Origin of the sequence: Ktedonobacter sp. SOSP1-85 (assembly GCF_016587415.1) — a bacterium.
Taxonomy (GTDB): domain Bacteria; phylum Chloroflexota; class Ktedonobacteria; order Ktedonobacterales; family Ktedonobacteraceae; genus Ktedonobacter.
On record NZ_BNJI01000003.1, the window covers coordinates 1,725,093 to 1,749,458 of the forward strand.

General features: G+C 54.8%; 18 protein-coding genes and 1 other annotated feature. Of the genes, 3 read left to right on the plus strand and 15 right to left on the minus strand.

Features of this window, described 5'->3' with window-relative positions:
* Positions 1-60: 60 nt before the first annotated feature.
* The 8 genes from KTE_RS45485 to KTE_RS45520 all read right to left on the minus strand — a co-directional run bounded on the left by KTE_RS45485 (position 61) and on the right by KTE_RS45520 (position 10,696).
* Positions 61-1,452, minus strand: a complete 1,392-nt coding sequence (locus KTE_RS45485; protein ID WP_201393962.1) for a GH1 family beta-glucosidase — start codon at positions 1,450-1,452, stop codon at positions 61-63.
* 11 nt (positions 1,453-1,463) lie between these two features.
* Positions 1,464-2,492 (minus strand): ABC transporter permease, encoded by a 1,029-nt coding sequence (locus KTE_RS45490; protein ID WP_201393964.1) that lies wholly within the window; start codon positions 2,490-2,492, stop codon positions 1,464-1,466.
* Positions 2,493-2,498: 6 nt separating this feature from the next.
* Positions 2,499-3,482, minus strand: coding sequence for an ABC transporter permease (locus tag KTE_RS45495; RefSeq protein ID WP_201393966.1), 984 nt, complete (start codon positions 3,480-3,482; stop codon positions 2,499-2,501).
* Between the two features lie 99 nt (positions 3,483-3,581).
* Positions 3,582-5,285, minus strand: coding sequence for an ABC transporter substrate-binding protein (locus KTE_RS45500; protein WP_201393968.1), 1,704 nt, complete (start codon positions 5,283-5,285; stop codon positions 3,582-3,584).
* 235 nt (positions 5,286-5,520) lie between these two features.
* Positions 5,521-6,642, minus strand: coding sequence for a LacI family DNA-binding transcriptional regulator (locus KTE_RS45505; protein ID WP_201393970.1), 1,122 nt, complete (start codon positions 6,640-6,642; stop codon positions 5,521-5,523).
* A 242-nt stretch (positions 6,643-6,884) separates the two neighbouring features.
* Positions 6,885-7,898, minus strand: coding sequence for a zinc-binding dehydrogenase (locus KTE_RS45510; protein ID WP_201393972.1), 1,014 nt, complete (start codon positions 7,896-7,898; stop codon positions 6,885-6,887).
* A gap of 683 nt (positions 7,899-8,581) precedes the next feature.
* On the minus strand, positions 8,582-9,934 hold the full coding sequence (locus KTE_RS45515; protein WP_236601023.1) for a hypothetical protein: 1,353 nt from the start codon (positions 9,932-9,934) through the stop codon (positions 8,582-8,584).
* 258 nt (positions 9,935-10,192) lie between these two features.
* Positions 10,193-10,696 (minus strand): hypothetical protein, encoded by a 504-nt coding sequence (locus KTE_RS45520; RefSeq protein ID WP_201393976.1) that lies wholly within the window; start codon positions 10,694-10,696, stop codon positions 10,193-10,195.
* A gap of 123 nt (positions 10,697-10,819) precedes the next feature.
* Positions 10,820-11,085, plus strand: a binding site (T-box leader).
* A gap of 111 nt (positions 11,086-11,196) precedes the next feature.
* Between KTE_RS45520 and ileS the strand changes: the two genes are divergently transcribed.
* Complete coding sequence (gene ileS, locus KTE_RS45525; RefSeq protein WP_201393977.1) at positions 11,197-14,406, plus strand: isoleucine--tRNA ligase; 3,210 nt, start codon at positions 11,197-11,199, stop codon at positions 14,404-14,406.
* An 85-nt stretch (positions 14,407-14,491) separates the two neighbouring features.
* On the opposite strand, the gene KTE_RS45530 is transcribed toward ileS, so the two are convergent.
* The 7 genes from KTE_RS45530 to KTE_RS45560 all read right to left on the minus strand — a co-directional run bounded on the left by KTE_RS45530 (position 14,492) and on the right by KTE_RS45560 (position 21,472).
* Entirely contained in the window at positions 14,492-14,635 is a 144-nt protein-coding gene (locus KTE_RS45530) for a hypothetical protein (RefSeq protein ID WP_201393978.1), read from the minus strand.
* A 47-nt stretch (positions 14,636-14,682) separates the two neighbouring features.
* On the minus strand, positions 14,683-15,600 hold the full coding sequence (locus KTE_RS45535; RefSeq protein ID WP_201393979.1) for a Gfo/Idh/MocA family protein: 918 nt from the start codon (positions 15,598-15,600) through the stop codon (positions 14,683-14,685).
* 18 nt (positions 15,601-15,618) lie between these two features.
* Positions 15,619-16,677 (minus strand): glycoside hydrolase family 130 protein, encoded by a 1,059-nt coding sequence (locus KTE_RS45540; RefSeq protein WP_201393980.1) that lies wholly within the window; start codon positions 16,675-16,677, stop codon positions 15,619-15,621.
* Positions 16,678-16,754: 77 nt separating this feature from the next.
* A complete protein-coding gene (locus KTE_RS45545; protein ID WP_201393981.1) occupies positions 16,755-17,663 on the minus strand; it encodes a carbohydrate ABC transporter permease in 909 nt (302 codons plus the stop codon).
* Between the two features lie 33 nt (positions 17,664-17,696).
* Positions 17,697-18,458 carry a carbohydrate ABC transporter permease gene (locus KTE_RS45550; protein WP_374226890.1) on the minus strand — a complete coding sequence of 254 codons (762 nt, stop codon included), beginning with the start codon at positions 18,456-18,458 and terminating at the stop codon, positions 17,697-17,699.
* 589 nt (positions 18,459-19,047) lie between these two features.
* Positions 19,048-20,349 (minus strand): extracellular solute-binding protein, encoded by a 1,302-nt coding sequence (locus tag KTE_RS45555; RefSeq protein ID WP_374226891.1) that lies wholly within the window; start codon positions 20,347-20,349, stop codon positions 19,048-19,050.
* Positions 20,350-20,446: 97 nt separating this feature from the next.
* Positions 20,447-21,472 carry a LacI family DNA-binding transcriptional regulator gene (locus KTE_RS45560; RefSeq protein WP_201393985.1) on the minus strand — a complete coding sequence of 342 codons (1,026 nt, stop codon included), beginning with the start codon at positions 21,470-21,472 and terminating at the stop codon, positions 20,447-20,449.
* Between the two features lie 439 nt (positions 21,473-21,911).
* Between KTE_RS45560 and KTE_RS45565 the strand changes: the two genes are divergently transcribed.
* Both KTE_RS45565 and KTE_RS45570 read left to right on the plus strand, forming a co-directional pair.
* Positions 21,912-22,688, plus strand: a complete 777-nt coding sequence (locus tag KTE_RS45565) for a DUF5666 domain-containing protein (protein WP_201393987.1) — start codon at positions 21,912-21,914, stop codon at positions 22,686-22,688.
* Positions 22,689-22,725: 37 nt separating this feature from the next.
* Positions 22,726-24,366, plus strand: a complete 1,641-nt coding sequence (locus tag KTE_RS45570; RefSeq protein WP_201393989.1) for an efflux RND transporter periplasmic adaptor subunit — start codon at positions 22,726-22,728, stop codon at positions 24,364-24,366.

Sequence of the window (24,366 nt, forward strand, 5' to 3'; positions counted from 1 at the left end):
GGGTGTGGTGACAGCGTGGCTTCGCCACGCCGTCACCACACCCCTTACCCACGTTAAAAACTATGCCTGTCCCTCTTTGTATTTCTGGATGAGGTCGGCGTACCAGAGGCCGCTGTCTTTAATGATGCGGCGCTGGCTGTCGTAGTCGACATAGATGATGCCGAAGCGCTTGCTGTAGCCCTCGGCCCATTCGTAGTTGTCCAGCAATGACCAGGTGAAGTAGCCCTGGACGGGTGCGCCCTGCTCGATGGCGCGCACAATTCCCTGGAGATGCTCTTGCAGGTAAGAGAGGCGGCGTGGATCGTGGACGTGCTGGCCACCATCCCACTGGTCGCGGAAGGCCGAGCCATTCTCGGTGACGTAGAGTTTGGGCAGGGCATACTCTTTATGCAGGCGTATCAGGAGTTCGGAGAGGGCGTTGGGATAGACCTCCCAGCCCATCTCGGTATAGCTAGCACTGGGAATGGGAGCAACCAATTGACAGGCATCGGCCAGGGGCGCGGGCTCGGTGCCACGAATGACACTGCGAGTATAGTTATTGACGCCCAGGAAGTCGATAGGAGCCGATATAATCTCCATGTCGCCATCCTCGATGGGAGGGGCCTGGAGCGCCATGTTTTTAAAGAAGTCTTCGGGATAGCTGCCACGAACGATTGGATCGAGGAACCAGCGGTCACTGAAGGCGTCGTAGTGCGCCAGGTCGCGCAGGGTCTCAGGGCGGTCGTCGGCGGGATAGCCAGGGGTAAAGTTCAAGGTAATGCCGACCTGGGCACCGTTTGTGACGTGGGCGCGGATACGTGGCAGGGCGAGGCCATGTCCCAGTAAGAGGTGGTGGCCTGCGTCCAGCGCGCTCTGACGATCCTGTACGCCGGGCGCGTGAACGCCATTGCCATAGCCTAGATAGGCCGAGCACCACGGCTCATTGAGGGTAATCCAGCCCGCGACGCGGTCGCCAAGCCGCCGAGCCACAATTTCTGCATACTCGGCGAAGGCGTAAGCCGTCTCGCGGTTGCGCCAGCCGCCCTTATCTTCCAGGGCCTGGGGGAGATCCCAGTGATAGAGGGTCGCGAAAGGTTGGATGCCCTTGCTGAGCAGGGTATCAACCAGGCGCTCGTAGAAGTCCAGACCACGGGAGTTGACGTCTCCGCGCCCCTGGGGCAGGATGCGCGGCCAGGCAATGGAGAAGCGGTATGCGCCCAGGCCCAGGCGCGTCATGAGCGCGATATCTTCGTCTACGCGGTGATAGTGATCATCGGCGACATCGCCATTATGGCCCTGGTAGACCTTGCCGGGGGTCGCGGCAAAGGTGTCCCAGATCGAGGGGCCGCGACCATCCTCATGGGTCGCGCCCTCAATCTGGTAGGAGGCCGTAGCGGCCCCCCAGAGGAAATTAGTTGGGAAGAGCTTTGCCAGGCTGAGCTGTGTTTGTTCGGAGTTGCTGGTTGTCGTCATATATATCCTTACTAAGCCACCAGGTTTTGGATTTTCTCGCCTTTGGGTTTGCGTTCGCTACGCAGGCGTGGATTGGCGAATTCATCGACGCCGAAGTTGATCAGCGTGAGGGCCGTGCCCACAAAAGCGATGCAGAGCGCGGGCGGCAGGAACCACCAGTAAGCACCCTGGAGGATGGCGTCATTATTATTGACCCAGTAGAGCATAGAGCCCCAACTGACGCTAGTAATATCGCCCAGGCCCAGGAATTGCAGTCCGGAAGCAGCCAGGATGGCGTAGATCACGGTGCCAATGAAACCCGACATGACAATCGCGATCTCGTTGGGCAGGATCTCGGCAAAGATGATGTGAAGGGTGTTTTCTCCACTGGATTGAGCGGCCTGCACAAAATCACGGCTGCGCATCGACATGGTCTGTGCGCGAATAACGCGTGCATTCCAGGACCAGCTCGTCACTGTTAGAACCAGTGCGATGGTCAGGTCACCCTTGACGGGGAAGAAGGCCGCCAGCACGATAGCCAGGGGGAGGCCAGGGATGACCAGGAAGATATTGATGAAAACCGAGAGGATATCATCAACGATCCCGCCGAAGTAGCCCGCGATCAGCCCGATGGCGGTCGAGAAAGCCGTGATAAGTAGCCCGGTTATGAAGCCCCAGAGAATGGAGGAGCGTGCGCCAACAATGGTCTGGGCGAAAACATCCTGCCCGGTTTGTGTCGTGCCGAACAAGAACTGGCCCGAGGGCGAAGCTAGGTTAGGGCCCACGTTGAGGGCGTTAGGATCGGTATGGATAAACACTGGGCCGAAGAGCGCGATAAGGATAAAAATGGCCAGGATGACCAGGCCCGCGCCGACCTTGCGATTGACCGTGACCAGGCGCCAGAGATCGCGCAGACGCCCATTAGTGGGAGGCGGCGCTCCAATGCCCGCCATGCCCGAAGCCCCAACGGTAAGGGTGCTCTCGGCGCTAGTACGTGACGCGACATGTGTTGAGCTGCCTGTTGCCTGGGTATTGCTTGTATCAGGTTGAGTCGAGCTCATAAACGTTTAACCCCTTTCTTGGCGAACACGCGGATCAAGCACGGTGTAGACCATGTCAACCAGGAAGTTGGCGCTCATAACGGCGACCGTAATAATGAGGAAGATGCCCTGCATCAAGGCATAATCCGAGTTCTGCACTGCCTGGAAAAGCGAGTAGCCAATGCCTGGATAAGAGAAGACGATTTCGAGGAAGAGCTGGCCCGCGACCACCTGGCCAAGCGCGATAGCGAAGCCGGTGATGTTGGGTAGAATGGCGTTACGCGCGGCATAGTTGATCATGACGCGGCGCGTGGCAAGCCCCTTGGCCTGGGCCATGAGCACATAATCTTCAGAGAGCGTCATAATCATCGCATTACGCATACCAAGCATCCAGCCCGAGATGCTGGCCACAACAAAGGTGATGGCGGGTAGGATGGCATGCTGGATAGCGCTAGCGATAAAGTCAGGCGACCAGTCGGGCGGAATGAAGCGATCATAGCCGCCGCTGACGGGGAACCAGTTGAGGGTAAAACCAAAGATGTAGAGCAGGATCAGGGCCAGGCAGAAGTAAGGGATGGCCGAGATAAAGGTCATGAGGGGTGGCAGCAGGCTATCCAGGAAGGAGTTGCGGCGCCAGGCGATGATAATGCCCAGGAGCGTCCCCAGGGCAAAGCTAAGGACCAGCGAGACCATTACAAGGACTAGTGTCCAGGGGAGTTCCTGCCCAATGGCTTCCGCCACTGGCGTTGGGAAGTAGGTGATGGAGAGGCCGAGATTGCCGTGGAGTAGATTGTTAAGGTACTGGAAATACTGCACCCAGAGCGGATCGTTGGAGATGCCAAATTGTAGCTCAATCGCGTGAATGGCCTCGGGTCTGATGCGACCCTGGAAGCGAGCCACAAAGATCAATGCCGGGTTGCCAGGCGCCAGGCGCGGGATCAGGAAATTGAGGGTGAGCGACGCCCACAGGGCAATGAGATAAAAGCCCAGGCGGCGTAACAGGTGACGCATACAGGAACTCCTTTGTGAATAGGGCAAAGCCTCTGAAACATGGAAGAGTTTCTGGGCCTCATCAGCCCAGAAACTCTCCAGAACAAGCGTTACGAGAGACTATTGTGCAGGTGACAGGTGGAGTATGACAATGGCCGCATCGGGGTACTGCCAGGGTGGCGGAACCGCGTAGGGATTGTCAGAGGTGGGCCAGCCTGTGAAGTTCTTGGTGCTGTACTCGTTCCAGTCCGCACCGTAGACCAGTGTGATGACCGGAACTTGCTCGACCATGATCTTCTCCAGACCCTGAATGGCCTGTTTCTGCGCGTTGGGATCGGTCGTCGTCGAATACTGAGTTAACAGACTATCGGTCGTCGGATCTTCCCAGCGCTCGTAGTTGGAGACTGCTGTTCCCCCAATAGGAGCGGACTTTGCCTTGCTGAGCACGTTGTTATAGGTATAGAACGGCGAAGGACCACTGCCGACGCTACCAATGCTCATATCAAAGCTGCCGGTATTGAGGGCATTCACATAGGAGTTGTACGCAATGGCGTTTACGTTGGTCTGGATACCGATAGCCTTCAGGTCGCTGTTGACCATCTGGCACATGGTGACCCAGTCGCTCCAGCCAGTGACCACGTTCAGGTTGAAGGAGAGCTTCTTGCCGTCTTTATCGACATAGATGCCATCGGAACCCTTCTTCAAGCCAGCGCTCTCCAGCAGTTGTGTCGCCTGAGAGACGTTGGGGGCCTGCCAGGTCAGGTTCTGATACTCGGGGTTGAGATAATCCTTCTGCGCGGGGAGGATCAGGCCGGTCGGGTTGGCGACAGGCTCGAAGTTGCTCTCCGCAACATGGAACATCTTGTCGCGATCCAGCGCGATACTGATGGCCTTACGTACATTGACGTTGTTGAAGGGTGCCTTCGTCAGGTTCATGTAGAGCGAGACGTTGTTGCCCGAGGGGAACCAGTATTTGTTGTGCTGGGGATCGCGGTCGATATAGCCTTTTTGCAGGTTAGGTGTGAACAGGCTGACCCAGTCGAGGTTACCTTTGTCCATATCCAGTTCCAGGGACTGGTTGGAGTTGTACGACGGGTAGCGCAGTTCATTGACTTTCAGCTGGTCTGCCTGCCAGTAGCTGGGATTCTTGGTGTAGTCCAGCAACTGAGGGCTGAAGGACTTCAACGTGAAGGGGCCGGTACCCACAGGAGTTGGATTGGTGTACTTCGATGGATCGCCCACATTCGCCCAGAGGTGCTTGGGAACGATCCAGGTTGTGCCACCGACGCTATAGAGAATAGGTGTGTATACCTTCTTCATGGCGATAACGACGGTGTTGTCATCGGACGCGGTCACGCTGTCAAAATAGTTCCAGAGGCCGTTGGTGTCCGTCGCGGGATATTGCTTAAACATGTTGAGGGTAAAAACAACATCGTCGGCGGAGAAGGGCTGTCCATCGGACCACTTGACATTCTTGCGCGTGGTGAAGGTCAGCGTCTTGTTATCGCTGGAGAACTTATAGTCGGTCGCCAGCCAGGGCGTGACCTTACCGCTAAAGCCGTTGACGTAGAGAAGGGTCTCATAGACCATACCTACGGTACCTGGATTGGCGTTAGGAGTATAAGGCCCGAAGTTTTTGGTGAAGTCACCGGTTGGTCCGGTTGAGATCGTCAGATAATTATTGTGCGCATTCTGCCCGCTGCCGTTGCTGGTGCCACCACCGCAGGCGGCCAGGACCATGCCCAGGACAAGCAGGAGCGTGGTAAGCAATGCTCCAGTGTTCTTCTTCGCTTTGAAGAACCTTGTCAGAGATCGCAGTGTCATTGAAACCTCCTTAAAAAAACAGAGAAACAAGTTTAGTCCATTCGTCATTGAAAAGCTGCTAAACTGATAGAGTTCGATATAAGCTCCTTTCTATAGTCATAAATTTGCGCTGTAGGCGCTATAGGTGACTCGCCCGGGTCAGGCATACAATGAGTGATAGGTCGCATGCCTGGCCTCGGCGACACACTAATCTCATAAGATGAGTTCGTGAACAATGCTATCCTTGGGAAGCGCTTTATGTTACCTGTTCTATGGATGAAACTGCCTGGTTCTGCCTCGCGCCGCAGGAGGCGCGTACCAGGAGGCTGGTTGCCAGTTGGATTTGCTGAACCTGCTCCTCCTCTGGCTGGAGTGGTGTGGCGTGTTTACCGGCTCCCGGTGGGATATATGCGCGTTGCCGATGAGCCTGTTCAATCATGGAGATCAGCAACTTTGCGCCCTGTCGCCCCATCTCTTGAAAAGGCTGCTTAACGGTCGTCAAGGGCGGTCGTACATGCGCGGAAGAGGAGATGCCATCAAAGCCGACCAGGGCCAGATCGTCAGGAATGCGTATACCATGCTCCTCGGCGTATGCTATAACGCCATAAGCCATATCGTCGCTGGCCGCAAAAATAGCCGTGGGGCGTTGCCCCTGTGGGAGCGAGAGTAGCTTCTGCGCGGCCTCCATCCCTGATTTACGCCTAAATAGGCCCTCGACAACGAGTGTGGGATCGACGGGTATACCATAATCCTCAAGCGCCCGGCAGTAGCCCTGGTAGCGCTGGCGGGAACAGTAAAGATCTACGGGGCCCTGGATGTGAGCGATCCGGCGGTGGCCGAGCTTCAACAGGTGGCATACTGCCTCATAGGCGCCTTGCTGGTTATCTGCGCTGATCCAGGGGACATCCGAAGGAAGCTCCCGATCATCGATCATAACCACAGGGAAGCCATGCTGGTGCAGGCGTATGACATGTTTAGCGGGGAGTCCCGGCAGAATCGAGAGCAGGCCTGCGACGAGGTCGGAGGCCAGGATGTGATCGATGATATCACCCTTGTCATCGGCACGAGTCTTGTCATTGATGCTATAGAGCACGAGTTCATAGGGGGTAAGGCCGATAGCTTCAGCGACGCCACAAACGATATCGGGGACCATAGGCCAGGTGAAAGAGGGAACCAGAACGCCAATCAGGTGACTATGCCTGCGGGCGAGACCCGCCGCAGTCAGACTTGGGACAAAGCCTTCTTCTTCGACAATACGAAGGATACGCTCACGCGTGGTTGGATCAACATCAGGCTTCTGGTTGAGAACACGCGAAACAGTTGCTTTTGAGACACCTGCCAGGAGAGCAATATCGCCAATGGTACGCTTCCTCGCCATAAATATCTTATCCTTATCGGTTAGCTACATTGCACACCAGGGTTGCGCACGCATCGCCTCTTACATAGAGAAATCTGCGTGTGTAAAGGAAAGAGAAACAAGGCTGTCACGAAATAAATATCGTTCCGTAATCGGTTACGGTAACGCTTACAAAGAAGTATACCGATGAGTAGGTTAAAAGTCAAGGGCTTTTCTGCTGATTATGTTGGGGAACCCCAATATAATCAGCAGAAAAAAAACTACTACAAACGGGTCCAGTCGAAGATGACGCCCATGGCGCTGGCGCGGCGCTCCTGGAGCATGGTGTATGCCTCGGGTGCCTCGTGGGGTGAGTAGCGGTGTGTGATCAGGTTATTGACGTGCATATCGCCACGCTGTAAATAGCGGAAGAAGAGTTCGGCCTGGCGCAGGTTGTTCCAGTGGGCGGAGTCGCTAGATGGGAACTCGGCGTGCATGTCGTGCGCACCCACAATGGTCAGCCCCTTTGTGATGACATCTTTGGTCAGATGCTGTGTCGTGGGAGTGCCAGTATCACCGAGCAGCACCAGGCGGCCAAAGGAGCGCAGCAGGGGCAGAGCCTGCGCGAAGACTGGCGCGGCACCCGTTACGTCATATACCACATTGACGCCCTGGTTCTCGGTCAGGCGCAAGACCTCCTCACGGGCCTGTTCCACCCCCATCTGGAGCACTGTGGTCGCGCCATGGGCCTGGGCTATGACCAGGCGCTGCTCCGCTACGTCGATGGCGATAATCTGGCGCGCGCCAAGCAGGCGCGTATATTGCGTGACGAGTTGACCCAGCAGGCCCAGGCCCACTACCGCTATATCATCGCCCAGGCGGTGCTCGGCACGCCTGATCCCGACCTGTACGATGGTTGCCAGGTGGAACCAGGTCGCGTCCTCGTCGCTCACGCCCTCGGGGATACGATAGATATCCTCGTCGGCGCGAACGACCGAATATTGCTTGTGGTTGTGGCGTAGGGCCACGCGCTCCCCTTCGCGTACATGCTGAACATTCTTGCCAACGGCGATGACGCGCCCAACCATGCTATAGCCAGGATGAAAGGGATATTTGACCCAGTTATCCCAGTGCGAGCCAGGCTCAAAGTTGCGGCTCAAACAGATGCCCTCGGTTCCTGTACTGATGAGGGACTGCGTGGCCTGGAGCAGAAAATCATCGGGTCCCAGCTCGCGTACAGCCTCTTCGTGTACCTCGACCTGGTTTTTGCCCGTAAAAATAACGTTGAGCGATTTCAATAGGGTCCTCCTTCTGCGCTTCCATTCAAATTATTGTATGCTTCATAATACGCGCGGGTTGCCCCCTTGTAGTAGGGATCTGCTGTGGTCCCCTTGTGGTAGGGACCCGCTTTAGCGCGTCCAAATGCCATTCATGGCGGTGCAGCGTAAGCCTGTTTTTGTTTGAAAAACGCAACTCTCTCAAGAGGAAACTTTTTGGGCTGCGCCGACAGGCGATTAATCGCCTTTGGACGCGCTAAAGCGGGTCCCATTGGCGTCAAGATAAGAGTTGCCTGCTTGGTCCCACGCCCATGCAGGGACGGAAGGGAGTGCTTCTAAAGGGCGCACCTACCTTCCGTCCCCGCTGGTCGTGGGGCATGGCAGGGAGAGGGAGCCACCCAGCCGGAGGGGCCTGGTAGGTGCGCCCTTTAGAAGCACTACCAAGGCTCCTCCGGCATGGGTGGCGGACCTCGCGTAACCCATCCTGCAGAAGCGTAGACTCCTTCACTTGACGCCAATGGGACGCGCTGAAGCGGGTCCCTACCACTGGGGGGGCTGTTTCACGTAGTGGGTTGCGTGCTGTTATCAGTATAGTAACGCCAAGAGGAGTGCGTCAATGAGGGTGGCTCTCTGTTTGAGCACTCAACAATCACCATGCCTCAAGCTCTCCCCCTACATTGCCTGGGGCATGGCGAAGATGTCTTTCAGACGTTTTGTTTGGCATAGGTGTAGGTGCCAAAGCGCTCCATAAGCTGAATGGTCTCGGTGGGTAGTGCTTTGTGCAAGGCTATGCAGCGCTTGTAGAAGTAGTCTCCTGGCTTAAGCACAGAGCCACGCTTTTGTGCAAAGAGGGTCTCCAGAAGTGCTCCCAGCCAGGCTTGGGGATTATTGTGCTGGCGAGCAAGCTGGATGTAATAGCCCTGTTGCTGAGAGGCCTCCCCAAAGATCTGGCACAGGTCGCTTGCTATCTCTCTAACGTTAACGTTAACGTTTTTAATTAAATTTAATAACGTAACGTTAACGTTAGAGAGATGAGTCGCCACCTCTGAGGGAGACGAGTCGCCTATGGTGTGAGCTGAAGTCGCCCCTGAGTCGCCCATTTTTGTGGCGACCAGTCGCCTTTTTTCTGGCGACTCGGTAGCAGGAGAGTCGCCAATTTTGCTCACCGAGTCGCCAATTGTGGTCGCCTCTCCAGAAGGCGAGTCGCCAATTTTGTTTACCGAGTCGCCAATTGTGGTCGCCTTTCCAGAAGGCGAGTTGCCTTTTTGGGCAGGGGAGTCGCCTTTTGCCTTTTCCCTCAGAGAAGGCGAGTCGCCAATGTGAGTCGCCAAGTCGCCATTTGTAGTCGTCATCTCAGAAGGCGAGTCGCCTTTTGGTGTGGCGACTCCCGTGGTGGTGGGAGTGCTACGCTGGCTTGCCAGGTTCTCGATCTCGTGGAGCAGGCGATGCGCGGCTACTGGATCGAAAAGGTCGAAGATTGCCTGGCGCACATCCTCCAGATCGACAAACCCTTTGTGTGATGTGGAGGGTGCTTTGTCGGCTTGCGTAGTTTGCGCAAACTGCGATGTACAGGATAGGATACAGGCGTCTTTGGTGGCTAGCAGGGCCAGCCAGCGCTGTTTGACCTGGCGGGCGAATGAGGCCACCTTGGGCCGGTAGGAGGTCAGGGCGTCCAGCGTGTCGGGATGGGCCAGGCGTGGCTCGCCCAGAGGCAGGTAGAGCGCGATTCCAGGCCTCTCTTCACGTACCTGGAGCACGCGCATCTGTTGCAGTACTAGCACATACTTATTAGTCCGGTCATAATCCAGGCCCAGTAGCCGCGCCAGCTCGCGCTGGTTGCGCGCCCGCACCACCGCCGCTTCGCCAGCGGACTCTACGGTAGCCTGGGACAGAAAGGCCTCCAGGAAGCTCAGGCCGCCATTGGCGGGCAAGAGGATGTCGAGGAGTTGTACCAGGAAGGGGTGAGCGCTTCGTATAGTCTGATTGTAATGCGTTTGGGAGGCGACCTGTTGTATATTTTGCTCAAGGGGAAATTCAGTTAAGGGAAGAGTGGTCATCGTGCCTACTTTCTTTTCCACACAGCTATCCACACATACATAGGAGTAGGGCAGGGGCGTGAAGCACCATATAAACGTACAAGGCCCGCTTTTTGGGGTATGAGTTTTGACATACATTCCCCACGCCCATGCCGGAAGAAAAAGGTAGGTGCGCCGTTTACAAGCACCTACCTTTTTCTTCCGGCTGGGCGTGGGGCGCACCGGGGAAGCGCAGCCGACCGGCATGAGGGGCACAAAAAGGCCTTCCATCTCCGCTTGCTACCTCATCGTTCGCTCTTGTGCTCTCTCGCGATAGCCTTTGAAATAATAGACCAGGGCTAGGATATCTGTAACTATAACTATAAGGAGTACCACGCCATTCAGCCACGAGAAAACTTCAAGATGGCTGATTGCAGCTAAATTCCCCAAAGCCCACCTGATAGAAACGCTTGGATAGAACACTAAATAACTGAGGCGATTTACTTGTGCCGTGTCCCTATCTCTATACCAAAGGGATGACGTTTTCTGGTCAACGGGTATGTCTTTTCTTGCCGCCTCGACTTTTACTAGCAACCAGATAGTACATGACAATGCCGCTGCTATGAAAAAAGCTATGGTAGATATCCACAAAAAGGAAATGTTTTGAGGGTTCTTCCAAAAGAGATTATCAGGATCAAAAGGGTTCTTTCCCAAAATACCAAAAATAATACCAACTGCCATGCTCGCCAACATCGCAAAAAAGCTTACCCCTTGACGCCAAATTTGCCTTGAGCCTCTATTCATGCCTCTTTACCTCGCTGTTATTGCTGAGCTATATTATAGAACAACGTCGAACCTTTTGTATTCTCCAATGAACCTCTTTTACAGGGTGGACGGGTGTGCTATAATGCATGTGACCGAACTCACTGAAAAGTGTTGAGGGAGACGAGTACGCGCAGGTTGCCCGGTACAGAAAGAGCACGGCTGATGAGAGTGCTACTGGAGACGCGCCGAATATCACTCCTGAGCTGAACGCCGAACGTCGCCTGACAAGTAAGCGGACCGGCCTTGCCCCCCGTTAGCGGGGCAGAGATGTGTTGGCATCTCATCGAGTGGACGTGCCTTGCCCTCATTGGGCTAGAAGGGACGTCAAAAGGGGTGGTACCGCGAGCCTTTCAAGCTTCGTCCCCAGTTGGGGCGGGCTTTTTTTTATGCACTTTTTTCCGATTGTTTCATTAGAAAGCTACCCGAATATCCGAATAGCGCATGGTTGGTTGTAGACAGTATCTGGAGCGTTGAAGAGCATGTTTAAAGAGATTGAGACGAGGCAATCATTTCCTGCCCTCGAACAGCAGGTGGAGCAGTGGTGGCAGGAGCATGGCGTGGTCGAGAAGGTGCTCGCCCATGGAGACCGGAAACAGCCGTTTGTCTTCTTTGAGGGGCCGCCGACCGCCAATGGCCGCCCGGGCGTGCACCATATCGAGTCGCGCACGAGCAAGGATGTCGTGATCCGTTACCGGCGAATGCAGGGCCAGTATATCCTGGGTGCGCGCGGTGGTTGGGATACGCATGGTCTTCCCGTTGAGCTTGAGGTGGAGAAGCAGCTTGGCTTCTCGGGCAAGCCCGATATCGAGAAGTATGGCATCGCCGAGTTTAACAAGGCCTGTAAAGAGAGCGTCTGGAACTATGTCCAGGAGTGGGAGCGGCTGACGAACCGCATCGCCTACTGGATCGACCTCAAAGATCCCTATATTACCTATACCAATGAATATATCGAGTCCCTGTGGTGGATTCTCAGGACCTTCTGGGATCGGGGCCTGCTCTTCCGTGACTATAAAGTCACGATGCACTGCCCACGCTGTGGCACCTCGCTCTCAGACCACGAGGTCTCGCAGGGCTTTGAGGACAACGTCGATGACCCTTCTGTCTGGGTGCGCTTCCGCGTGCGCCAGACCGGGCATGAGTTGGCTTCGCAGCTAGCGGGCGCCGCCCTGCTGGTCTGGACGACCACGCCCTGGACCCTGCCTGCCAACGTGGCCGTCGCGGTCAAGCCCGATGCCGACTACGTGCTGGTTGAGTATAAGGATGAGCGCCTGCTGCTGGTGCAGGCCCTGGCCGACAAGGTCCTGGGTGAGGGCGCATACACAGTCCTGGCGACCTTCAAGGGCAACCAGTTGCGCGACCTGCGCTATGAGAACCTCTTCAAGGGCGTTCCCGGCGTGGGCGAGCAGGTGGATTGGGAGAACACTTACCGTGTCATCGCCGACGACTATGTCTCGCTGGAGGATGGTTCCGGTCTGGTGCATATCGCGCCCGCCTATGGTGACCTGGAGATCGGACGCACCCATGGCCTGCCAACGCTCTTCTCGGTCGACCTGGCAGGTAATACGCTCTCGGCCTATGATGAACTGGGCTTCGGTGGCCTCTTCTTTAAGAAGGCCGATCCCGTTATCACACGCAACCTGAAGGAGCGCGGCCTGCTCTTCAAGGGCGAGCGCGTGCGCCACAGCTATCCCTTCTGCTGGCGTTGTCATACACCCTTGCTCTACTATGCCAAGCCCTCCTGGTATGTGCGTACAACCAAGTTCCGCGATGAGATGCTGCGCAACAACGAGCAGATCAACTGGGTTCCCGAGCACATTAAGACGGGACGCTTTGGTAACTGGTTGGAGAACAACGTTGACTGGGCCTTGAGCCGTGAGCGCTATTGGGGCACGCCCCTGCCGATCTGGATCTGTGATAAGTGCGAGAAGACCGACGTGGTTGGTTCGGTTGCCGAGCTTTCACAGAAGGCCGGACGTGACCTGAAGGAGCTGGATCTGCACCGCCCATATGTGGACGAGATCACCTGGGATTGTGAGTGTGGTGGTAGCTATCATCGTGTTCCTGATGTCGCCGATTGCTGGTTCGACTCGGGTTCGATGCCGGTCGCGCAGTGGCACTATCCCTTCGAGAACGAGGAGATCTTCGCACAGGCGGGCCAGGCCGACTACATCTCAGAGGCTATCGACCAGACGCGCGGCTGGTTCTATACCCTGCACGCCATCTCGACCCTGCTCTTTGATCGCCCGGCGTATAAGAACGTCATCTGCCTGGGCCATATCCTGGACGCCAGGGGTGAGAAGATGTCGAAGTCGCGTGGCAATGTCGTTAATCCCTGGGAGCTGCTTGAGTCTTACGGTGCCGACTCGACGCGCTGGTTTATGTGTGCCTCCGCGCCTCCCTACAACTCGCGCAACTTCTCGTTCGAGCTGGTGAACGAGATGCAGCGCCAGTTCTTGCTGACGCTCTGGAACACCTATGCCTTCTTCGTGACCTATGCCAACATCGATGGCTGGCAGGCGCCAACAGAGGGCGATCCCTTCGCGGGCGTCGAGCTCCAGTTGATCGACCGCTGGATCCTGGCGCGCTTGAACGCCTTGATCGGCGATGTCACCGGGATGCTCGACAACTATGATATCCATGGTCCTACGCGCCAGATGGTCAGCTTTATCGAGGATCTCTCGAACTGGTATGTCAGACGCAATCGTCGCCGCTTCTGGAAGGCCGAGAGCGACCAGGATAAGCACGCCGCTTACCTTACGCTCTACACCTGTCTGACGACGCTGGCGAAGCTCCTGGCGCCCTTTACGCCCTATGTCAGCGAGTCGCTCTACCAGAATCTGGTCGCCAGCCAGAATCCCAGCGCGCCGCAGAGTGTACACATGGCAGAGTGGCCGGTGGCCGATCCCGCGCGCCTGGATAGTCAACTCGTCACCGATATGGGCCTGTTGCTGGAGACGGTCAACCTGGGGCGCTCGGCGCGCCAGAACGCCTCGCTGCGTATCCGTCAGCCCTTGAGCGAGCTGCTCATCCGCCTGACGCGTAGCAACGCTACTGTGGATGGGCTGCGCCGCTTTGAGAGCGAGCTGCGCGATGAGCTAAATATCAAAAGTGTGCGCTTCCTGGGCGTCGAGGATGGCCTGGTGGAGTATTACTTCAAGCCAAACCTGCCTGTGCTCGGTAAGAAGTATGGCCGCCTGATTCCGCAGGTCCGTAGCGCCCTGAGCGCTCTGACGGGCGAGGTCGCTACGCAGGCCGCGCACAAGCTGGAGAAGGGCGAGAGCGTCGCCATAGAGGTTAATGGACAGGAATTGCAACTGGTCTCCGAGGATGTCCTGGTCTTCGCCACCTCACCCGAGGGGTATGCCGTAGCGGAGAGTGACGGTCTCGTTGTCGCCCTCAACACAACGGTATCGCCTGAACTGGCGCAGGAGGGCATCGCCCGTGACCTGGTGCGCCTGATCCAGGACGCGCGTAAGTCGGCTGGCTTTAGCATCACGGATCGCATCCAGGTGCGCCTGCAACCGGAGGGCAAGCTGGACCTACAAGCCGTCCTGAACTCTCACAGTAACGTTATCAGCAGCGAGACACTGGCCAACTCGCTGGAGCTTGGCGCGAGCAACGGTGGCTATCATACTACCATCGCCGAACTCGAAGGCGGTAACGTCACCATCGCCGTCCAGCGTGTGTAATATTAGACGCAAAGAGCCGGACTGTTGCATTTGCAACGGTCCGGCTCTTCTTTTTTCAGGATGGTTACCAGATAGGGAGTCAGGCTTATGGCTGCTCGTAGGACTGGCTGTGGCCCTGCTCGATGGATTGCTGGGAGAGGAACGCCAGGCGGAAGCTTTCGTAGGCATCCTGTAGCGTTACCCCTGGTGTGTAGTCGGGCTCCTGGATGGAGCGTACCAGGTCGGCCATACCTGCACGAATGGCGTTGGCGTAGTCTCCTGTGCGATCGGGACGTGTCAGCGTTGCCTGTACAAGCTGGCCCGCTGTCGCGCCTGTAATGCCCTCGGGGCGGGTATTGTCTGGATAGTAAGCTTGGTTTGCAGGAGCTTTTCGAGGGCGGGATAGTCCGAGGAGGCGAGCGCGCCCTCTATCTCCAGCCGATCTGGAATCCAGCCATAGGCCGTGGCCGTACCTCGCTCCATGACCACACGCAGCACCGTTTTCTCCAGAATTGCCAGGCGGTCAAAAGCATGATAAAAATGGGCGAGGGCGCCGCTGCTGTAAGAGACCGATGACATGACGCGATCCTGTCTGCCATCGGAGCCTGTGTGGGCATTGCCCGATACCAGGACAGGCTTGCTGGCAACCAACTGGTTGCACAGATCAAAGAAGTGTACCCCATGTTCAATAAAGATGCCACCGCTCTGGGAGCGATCCCAGAACCAGTGTTGTGAGTGGAGTGCCTCGTTGGAGGCCGTATTTTCCAGGCGGATATAGGTTACTTCGCCTAGCAGCTTGCTGTGTACCAGCTTCTGTAGTGTGACGTAGAGGGGAACATAGCGCAGGACATAATCGACCTGTATCTGTACACCGTGTTCTCTGGCTGCGGCAACAAGGGTATCGGCATCCGTAAGGGTCGTGGCAAGGGGCTTCTCCAGGAAGACATGTTTGCCCGCCTGAATGGCCTTGAGCGCCTGGGGAACATGGAGCCAGGGGGGAGTGGCAATCGTCACGAGATCTACCTTGGGATCCGCGAGTAGCTGATCAATATCGGCATATGGCGTGGCGTCGAAGCGTGCGGCGGCCTCTTCTCTGCGTGCGGCGGCCACATCTGTAATAGCCGCGATCCGCACCTGAGGCATTGTCGCATACGCCTGGGCTGTAAATTCGCCGAAGCCGCCATAACCAATAATACCAAGACCAAGAGGTTTCATGTCAAAGGGCTCCATTTCTTAGAGAAGCGTCGCAAGAATGTCTTTAATCGAGAAGGTCGCGCTACAGACGACCAGGTCAGAAGCGCCATAGTACACGGTTAGCGTATCCCCGTTTTCAACGACGCCATTGGTAAAGACCACATTCCCGAAGAAGCCGTTGATCTCATATTCAGCCAGGGGCTCCATAATAGGCTGTTCTGAGCGTGCGATGACCTTTGTGGGATCATTGAGATCGAGCAGCACTGCACCCAGGCAGTAGCGGTTCTGCTCATTGGCTCCATGATAGATCTCCAGCCAGCCAGCTTCCGTGCGTGTAGGTGCGGCCCCGGCGCCGATCCGCACGGAGTCCCACATTCCAGGACGCGTTGTCAGCAGGCAGGTATGCTCTCCCCAATGCAGCAGGTCAGGAGACTTGCTGATCCAGATATTATTCCCACCAAGGCCAGTTTCGCCGAGCGTGGGGCGGTGTAGGGCGAAATAGTGCTCACCGATTTTCTCAGAGAAGAAGGTACAATCTTTATTATTGGGGGGCAGGATCATGCCGTGACGGTTAAAGTGCTGCCAATCCTCCGTACTAATCATGCCCACTCCATATCCCAATCTGGAGACCGCTGTATACGTCAGGTAGTAGCAATTCCCGATCTGGGTCACGCGGCAATCCTCAATGCCAAAGGCCTCCAGCTCGCCTTCACCGATGAGCGTAGGCGTTGGCATGACCTGGAAGTGGACGCCATCCTCGCTGGAGGCGAGGCGCAGGTGGGAGAGGGTCGTCAGGTAGGTATTTCCCTGATAGATGAAACTGCGTGGATCGGTTCCGTACTCTAAGCCTGGATCATCCTTCTTGCAGGAGAGGATGCGCAGGCCATTGTGCGCGGAGGGATCGATCACGAGTGCTCCAACTGTGTCCTTAGCTTGTTCTGGACGCTCGGCCACGCGGAGCAGGAGCCAGGTCTTGCCCTGGAAGGTGAAGGCCCCTGGATTGAGCAGGCATTCGACTACCAGCCCATCGAGGCTGGGGGCAACATTAGCTGGATGTAAGAGGGGATTATAAGTAGAACGCTTGGCGTTGTCTGTCATTATATTGTGCTCCTTAGTATAGCAATGTGGATTGCTGGTATATATACCAGGTTTCGGTGAGGGCCAGAGGGCCGGGATTAATCCCAGCCATAGCGGTGGCCCCACGACTCAACAATACGGCGAATGATAATGATTGAGATGAAGGTTGCGATTGCGTTAAGCAGGGCAATCGTTGCTCCATATCCCGAACGGAATTGGTTGAAGGCTTGATAGTAGATTTCTAGCTGCCAGGTCTGCGTCGCCATTTGCGGCCCACCATTGGTTAAGGTGAAAGGCTCCGTAAAGATGGAGAACATCAAGCCAACGGCCAGGATAATGACTGTGTAGAACGCGGGATAGAGCATGGGTATCGTCATGCGCCAGAAGCGTGCCCAGGCGTTAGCCCCATCAATAGCGGCAGCCTCATAGACCTCGGTGGGAATGCCCTGAAGGCCGGACAAAAAGATCAGCGAATAGTATCCGGCAAACTTCCATACCATCATAAAGACGATGACCAGGGTTGCCAGTGTGCCATCCCCCAGCCAATCAGGCGAGGTGCCAAAGAGGGAACGGAGAAAGGCGTTCAATGGGCTATCATAGGAGAGAAAGCCGCGCACGACGAGAGAGGTGACCACGCCTGAAGCCAGGTAGGGTAGGAAGAAACCCACCGCAAAGAGGGGCTTGAAGCGTGGAATCCGGTGAATAATCAGCGCCAGTCCAATAGCCCCCACCAGTACAAGGGGGATAAAGAGTGCCAGAAATTTGTATGAAACCAGAAAGGCCTGCCAGACCCGAGGACTGGAGAGCGCTTCCTGAAAATTGCCCAGGCCAATAAAAATGGGGGTAGGCGAGATCAGGTTCCAGTTCTGGAAGACCAGGAAGAGGCTCCAGAGCAAGGGAATAAAGAAAAAGATCAGCGTAAAGATGAGATAGGGACTGGTCAGAAGCCAGCCTTGAAGCTCTCTCTTTATGGCTTGTTTTTTGTTGATAGCGGGTATGCTACTCATGAGAATCGCTCCGTTATTTCTATGATGCAGTGCTTAGCGCAGGACCAGTTGGACGCCCTTGACGAAGTTGCGGCTAAAGAGGCTAAACAAGAAAAGGATCGGGAAGGTCAAGAGAGCGGCGGCGGCATAGAGCGGACCCGGGTAGGCACCATAGGGGCCAAACATGGAGCTCAGGAGCACATTTAGTGTTTGTCTGGTTGGCTCTTTGACCACGATGAGGTCCCACATGAGTTCGGTCCAGCGTTCCATGAAGACAAACAGGAAGATGATCGTACTGATAGAGCGGGCCATAGGGATCATGATACGGAAAATGATCGAGAGATTATTGGCGCCATCCAGGCGTGCCGCTTCGATCATTTCGAGAGGAGTAGAGCGGAAGAAACTGGTATACATGAAGATGGCCCAGAGGCTGACCAGCTTAGGAATAATCATCGCCCAGTACGTATTATACAGGCCAAAGAAGCGAATGATGAGAAACGTCGGCACGAGGAGAATGATAGCCGGGTAAAACATTTGAAAGAGGATAAAGTTGTTGATGAAGCGCTTCCCGCGAAAGTCGAGGATAGAGAGCGCGTACCCAACGATGGCTCCCACCACCACGACACTGACGCTATCGACAATGGTGACCATGAAACTATTCAATAGGGCATTGAGGAGAGGGAGCGAGGCATAGCCTCCCCCGTTGAAGATCCATTCATAGGAGCGGAGGGTCAGAGCGCTGGGAATAAAGGTCTTATTGACCTGGTCCCAGGGCGCAAAAGACTGTAAAAGCAGATACACATAGGGCAGAATCATAATCAGCAGGACTGGTATGGCAATGATATATAGCCAGTTGCCCCTGGTATGATGCGTTATTTTCCTCGTAACTTTAGGGCGAGTATTGGTTGCGGAAGCCAATGGTATGGCTACTCCCTGTTTGCTTTGCGTTTGTGCCATCATCATTCTCCTTCACTTTGACACCAACTAGTTGTAGGCCTGGCCAAGGCACCCGGTACGTGCAAAAAGAGAGGTTGGGAGAGAATTAGTTCAAAGATCTTATTCCGAACCCCATCCCCATTCGGGGACCACCTAAAGGTGGCACGGCAAGCCTTCACTTGCGTGTCTAGTGTTTCGCACTCAGGGTTTTCGGATCAGAAGTAGTTGCAATAGGTAGTGTGATTGGCACTATTGCTTTGCACCCGGAGTGTGTCCCTTGTTAGAATGTATAGCCGCTGTCGCTATCCAGTAGTGGTTTGAGGAGCCTGGGAGTAGCTGCCTGGTTTTCACCAGGTAGCTACTCCTGTGTGCAGGTTACCAATGTGTAAGATCTTATTCCGAAACCCAACGTCACTGACGTGACTAGCGCTTCGCGCTCAGGGTTTTCGGATCAGAAGTAAGGCAGGTTTTATTTCAACATGGTTTGAACAGAGGATTTCCAGCTATTCCAAGCCTGCTGAGGGGAAGCGCTACCTTTAACAACTGGGATAACGGCCTGATCTCCTAGTGAGACCTGAATATCCGTATAATTCGATACATTGATTGGAGGTATCGCATTTGGGATATTTTCGGCATACTTAGAGAATTGTGGATTCTGAGTGAAGTACGATTTAAACGTCGTATTTGTGCTCAGATCATCACGCGCTGAAGGCAGGCTAGTGGTTTGCAGCCATTGCAGGTCGTGCTGTGGGTCTGAGAGCACCCACTTGAGAAACTCCCAGATAGCGTTCTGCTGCTCAGTTGAGGCCTGCTTGTAGATTACCAGGCCCTTGGCATCGGCAAAGGTTTTGATGTTCTGGCTATTGGCCATGTTATCGGGAACCGGTGGCGGGGTCAGAACATAGTTATCATTGAGTTTAAGGTTGGGATATTTCTGCTGCCAGGTGGCAAAGCGCCAGGGACCAATGATATCCATCACACTCAGGCCGGTTTCAAAGGCATCGGTCTCAGTCTGCGTCAAGAGGAGCTTATTCTGCGAGAGGTCCTTCAAGAAGGACAGGGTATTGACGGCGGCCTGGTCATTGGCAGTGACTTTCCCGCCAGAAATGAAGTTCTGTCCATTGCTAGCAGCGTCATAGATGCTGAAGAAATCGAACCAGCGCTCGTACCAGGTATCTTTCACAAGCGCGTCACGTGCCCAGACAAACTTGTCAGGGAACTTCTGCTTAAGTTTCTGACCCATGGCGATAACCTGGCTATAGGTGCGTGGTGGCTCGGTATAGCCGATCTGTTTGAGTATATCCATACGCCAGCCGAAGAGCATGGCATTGCTATACATGGGCAGAATGTAGGTGTGATCATCGCTAAATTTCCAGCTGGTGATGGTCTTGTCCATATGGCGAGCCTTAATGACATCATTCCATCCGGGCATCTGGTCCAGAGGCACAATAGCCTGGGAGTTTTGTAGCTGTCCACCAAAGCCGGTAAAGATATTCTCTGAGGCCGCTGGCGCGGTGCCACCTGCCAGGGCCGCCTGAATACTGGCCTCTGAGGTGGGATTTTCGGGAATGGCCTTGACGGTAACTTTGATATCGGGATGCTGGGCCATATATTCTTTGGCCATCTGGTTCCAGAAAGCCTGTTGAGGGGGATTGGCTGCGGACCAGAAGGTCAGATTCTTCGCGTCGCCAGTACTTCCACTTTCGCCACAGGCGGCCAGGGGAAGGCACACCACAAGTAGAAGTAGCGAACCCCAGAGTATTTTTGTCAGCTTCACTGCTGATTCCTCCTTTGTATCTAGACACTTTTGTATCTGGACACTGCCGAAAAGAATAATTCTCTATTCTTTATCGGTTTTTACGGCGTTATCAATAACCACTGAAAGCACATCCACATGAGCGGCGCAGCACCAGCTCAGTCGTGAGTTGCGTCTGCACCGTTACGGGCTTCTCCTCAGATTCCTCCAGAATGTTGAGCAGGCGGCGAGCCGCGAGCTTTCCCATTTCCTGCGTAAAGACCTTGACGGTACTGAGTGGAGGTGTACTGAGCGCACTAAAATAGGTGTCGTCAAAGCCTATAAGCGCGATATCTTCTGGCACACGACGCCCTAATTGTTGTAGTGCGCGTAGTGCCCCCAATGCCATGGCATCGTTGACGGCGAAGATTGCGGTAAGGTTAGGAAGCGTTTTTAGCGTTTCTTTGAGCAACACTTGCCCGGTTTCTAGCGTGGTATCCTCGGCATGAAAGAGATGAGGCGTCAGGCCTGCTGTGACAAGGGCATTTTTGTAGCCTTGTCCGCGATGAACAGAACTTGCCCAATTCTCTGGCCCTAGCAGGGCAACAATGTCGCGATGTCCATGCTCGATCAGGTGCGTCGTTGCTTTATAGGCTCCCTGAACATCATCGCTATTGATGGTGTCGAGAGGCGTATTTAGAAGCATATTATCAATCAGGACCATGGGGATTCCCTCTTGTTTGAGCTCCAGAATGAAGCGGGTGGGAATATCTGGACCAGCTAAAATTATGCCATCTACGCGATTTTCAGCCACAGGTTTAAAGGTTGCAATGCTCTTTTGCTCCTCACTGATAGTGCTTAGCAAGAGATGATAGCCATGACGACTTAACTCGGCCTCTACACCATGCATGATGATGGGATAAAAAGGATCTCCTTCAAATGGTGTACGGCGCTGATTGACAACATAACAGATCGTCTCCGTCCGTGATGTCGCCAGGACGCGTGCAGCCATATTCACCGAATATTCGAGTTCCTTTGCCACGGCAAGGACCCGTTCACGTGTCTCTGGCTTCACACCATCTTTCCCATTGAGCGCGCGAGACGCCGTTGCTAGCGAGACGCCAGCCTTCTCAGCAATTTCATTTAAACTTGTGGACATTTGCAAATCCTTGGAAAACTTTTGGAAACGCTTACAAAAATGATACATTTATTTTCTATTTCTGTCAAGCATGACAAAATAGGCAGGGTTATTCACATTTTGGCACACGAAAACCTTAGGTGTCATCTCGCATCTATGAGATCAAAATTGCAAAAACTGGATTACACTACACTTCGCTCACAAAAATAAGCCTGGGTAGGATGGAAATTTTCAGAGCGAAAATTTTCAAATAATTTACAATTGCTTGAGGTTTTTTCTGGGGCTCTGTGTTAGATTTTCATCTTAAGAGGTATATGTCCTTGAAGTGTGCTTTAACAGATCTATCGTATATATTTTTGAAGAGTTTTATTGGTTCTAATTATGTCATGCAGTGTAGTTGCGGAGCACGTAACTATACTGAACAGCCCCTTGTGCAGTATCGAAAAGGAGGCCTATTTCAATGTATGGGCAACGTTTGCATAAGACTATTATTGGAGGATTCGCGGGACTCTCGCTCTGCGCTCTCCTTCTGAGCGGGTGTGGTTCATTCCCCTTTCAAGGTAGCGCTGCAAGTTCCACTCCTACGGCGACCAATTGTACCTCTTCTGCCCGTTTCAGGCCCGTGAATGGGACGCTCAAGAGCGTTGACGGGAATACGCTTTCCGTGACGAACCAGCAGGGGAAAAGCGTCACCGCCCATCTTGAGAAGACGACGCGTTTTACGCAGGAGAAGGCCGTCGCGGCCAGTAGCTTGAAGGATGGCGTAGCTGTCTCCGCTGTCGTGAAGCAAAATAGCGATAACAGCACATACACGGCGACCCAGATCGTGCTTACCGATAGAAATACTGGCGCGTTCGGGAACAATCGGCAGCAGCGTGGCAACAATCCGAACGCGAACTGTGTGCCTGCCCGCCAGCGTACTCCTACTGGCAACGGTAAAGGTAATGGCAATGGTGGCGTGCGCACCAACGCCAATGGCACGCATATCCTGAGTGGGACCGTGGGACAACTAAACAATAATATATTGACGGTAACGGATACGAAGGGTGATGACTATACCATCAACCTGGCAAGTACCACAAACATTATGCAGATAAGTAGTGCGACCGCCTCCGATTTGAAAGCGGGCGAGACTGTAACCGTGACCGGAAGCACCGAGAAGGACGGTAGCGTTGACGCGCAAAATGTTTCCATCCTGCCAGCCGGAAGCAATAGTCAATCCCCAGCGGGAAATTAATGGTGCAATATTATTTTATGAAAGATGAGAGAGAGATATGGCTGAACAGATAGAAGATATTCCTTTGTTAGATGAAGAAGAGCCAGATCTGGATGGTCCGGAGGGCGAGGAGAAGGCGAGACGGCGCTTCCCACGCTGGATGATCATTGTTTCGGTCATTCTGATAGTCATTCTGCTGGCGGGCGGCGCTCTCTACTGGCGCACGGCGAGGCCTAAGCCCATTCAGTATACCCAGGTGGCCGCGACGACTGGGAATATCAGCGTAAAGGTCTCCGCGACCGGTCCTGTGGCCGCGAACGCGCAGTATCCCTTGAACTTTGGCACCGCTGGCCAGATCAGCGAGATCGATGTCCAGGTTGGGCAACATGTGACCAAGGGGCAGAAGTTGGCCAAGGTGACTGTTGATACCACAACCCTTCAGGATAACATCGCGCAAGCCCAGCTGGATGTCAACTCGGCGCGCGACGCGTTGAACTCAGCGATCACGTCTGCTGGCAATGCCTGGAATAATGTGACCAAGCAGAAATCCATTAATGACGCAAACCTGAAAGTAGCTTATGATCAGGAGCAGAAGGCTTTGAGTAGCTGCACTGATCAAAACTGCAAACAGTCCGCGCAAGACAGCTATGCACTGGCGCAAAAACAGGCGGATAACAGCAATACATCGACATATAACCAGGCCGTGTCGGGGCAAAACCAGGTCACTTCGGCCCAGGATAACCTGGCTAAAGCGCAGTTTTCGCTGACCCTGGCCCAGCAGGCTCTGGACAACGCCCAGACCAACGCTGTGCTCCAGTCTCCAGTTGATGCCACTGTAGCAGTCATCAATGGAACCATTGGGCAGAACGTCTCCTCCTCCGGGAGTGTGAGCGGCGGTAGCAGCAGCGGTAGCAGTAGTAGTAGTAGTAGTAGTGGTAGCAGCAGCAGCAGTAGTAGCAGCCAAGCGTTTATTACCCTGACGGATACGGGCAAGCTGATGGTCTCGGCACAGATCAACGAGGCCGATATTGGTAGCATCCAGGTTGGGCAACCTGCGCAGTTTACGCTCACGGCTTACCCTTCGCAGACCTTCCGCGCCTCGGTAGCTTCGATCAATACCATTGGCCAGGTGACCTCGAACGTCGTGAACTATACGGTCATGCTGGCGGTGGATAATCAGAGCATTGGCTCAGCCCGCGTCTATCCCGGCATGACAGCGACGGTCAATATTACCACGGCCCAGCGTATCGATGCCCTGCTCATTCCGGCCACTGCTTTGAGCTTCCCCAGTACTGCCTTACAGAACGGAGAGATTGATCGCACCCAGTATCTCTCGTTGCTGAGAAACAACCTGGGTGGTTCATCCACTGGCGGCACTGGCGGCGCGCAGAGCGATACAAGGGTTATCCTGCAATTGAAAGATGGGAAGCTGACCCCCACTGTGATCAAGATTGGCCTGAATAACGGGCAGTATGTCGAGGTCCTCTCGGGCTTGAACGCGAACGACCAGGTAGTGACCGGCCAGACTGGTGGGAGCAGCACCACTTCAGGTAGTGGTACGGGCAGCAGCGGTGGCCTCTTCCGTCTGGGTGGCGGCGGTGGCAACGGTGGCGCTGGCGGTCGTGGTGGCAATGGCGGCACCGGTGGTAATGGAGGTGCTGGTGGTAACGGAGGCACTGGTGGTAAGGGAGGAAACTAA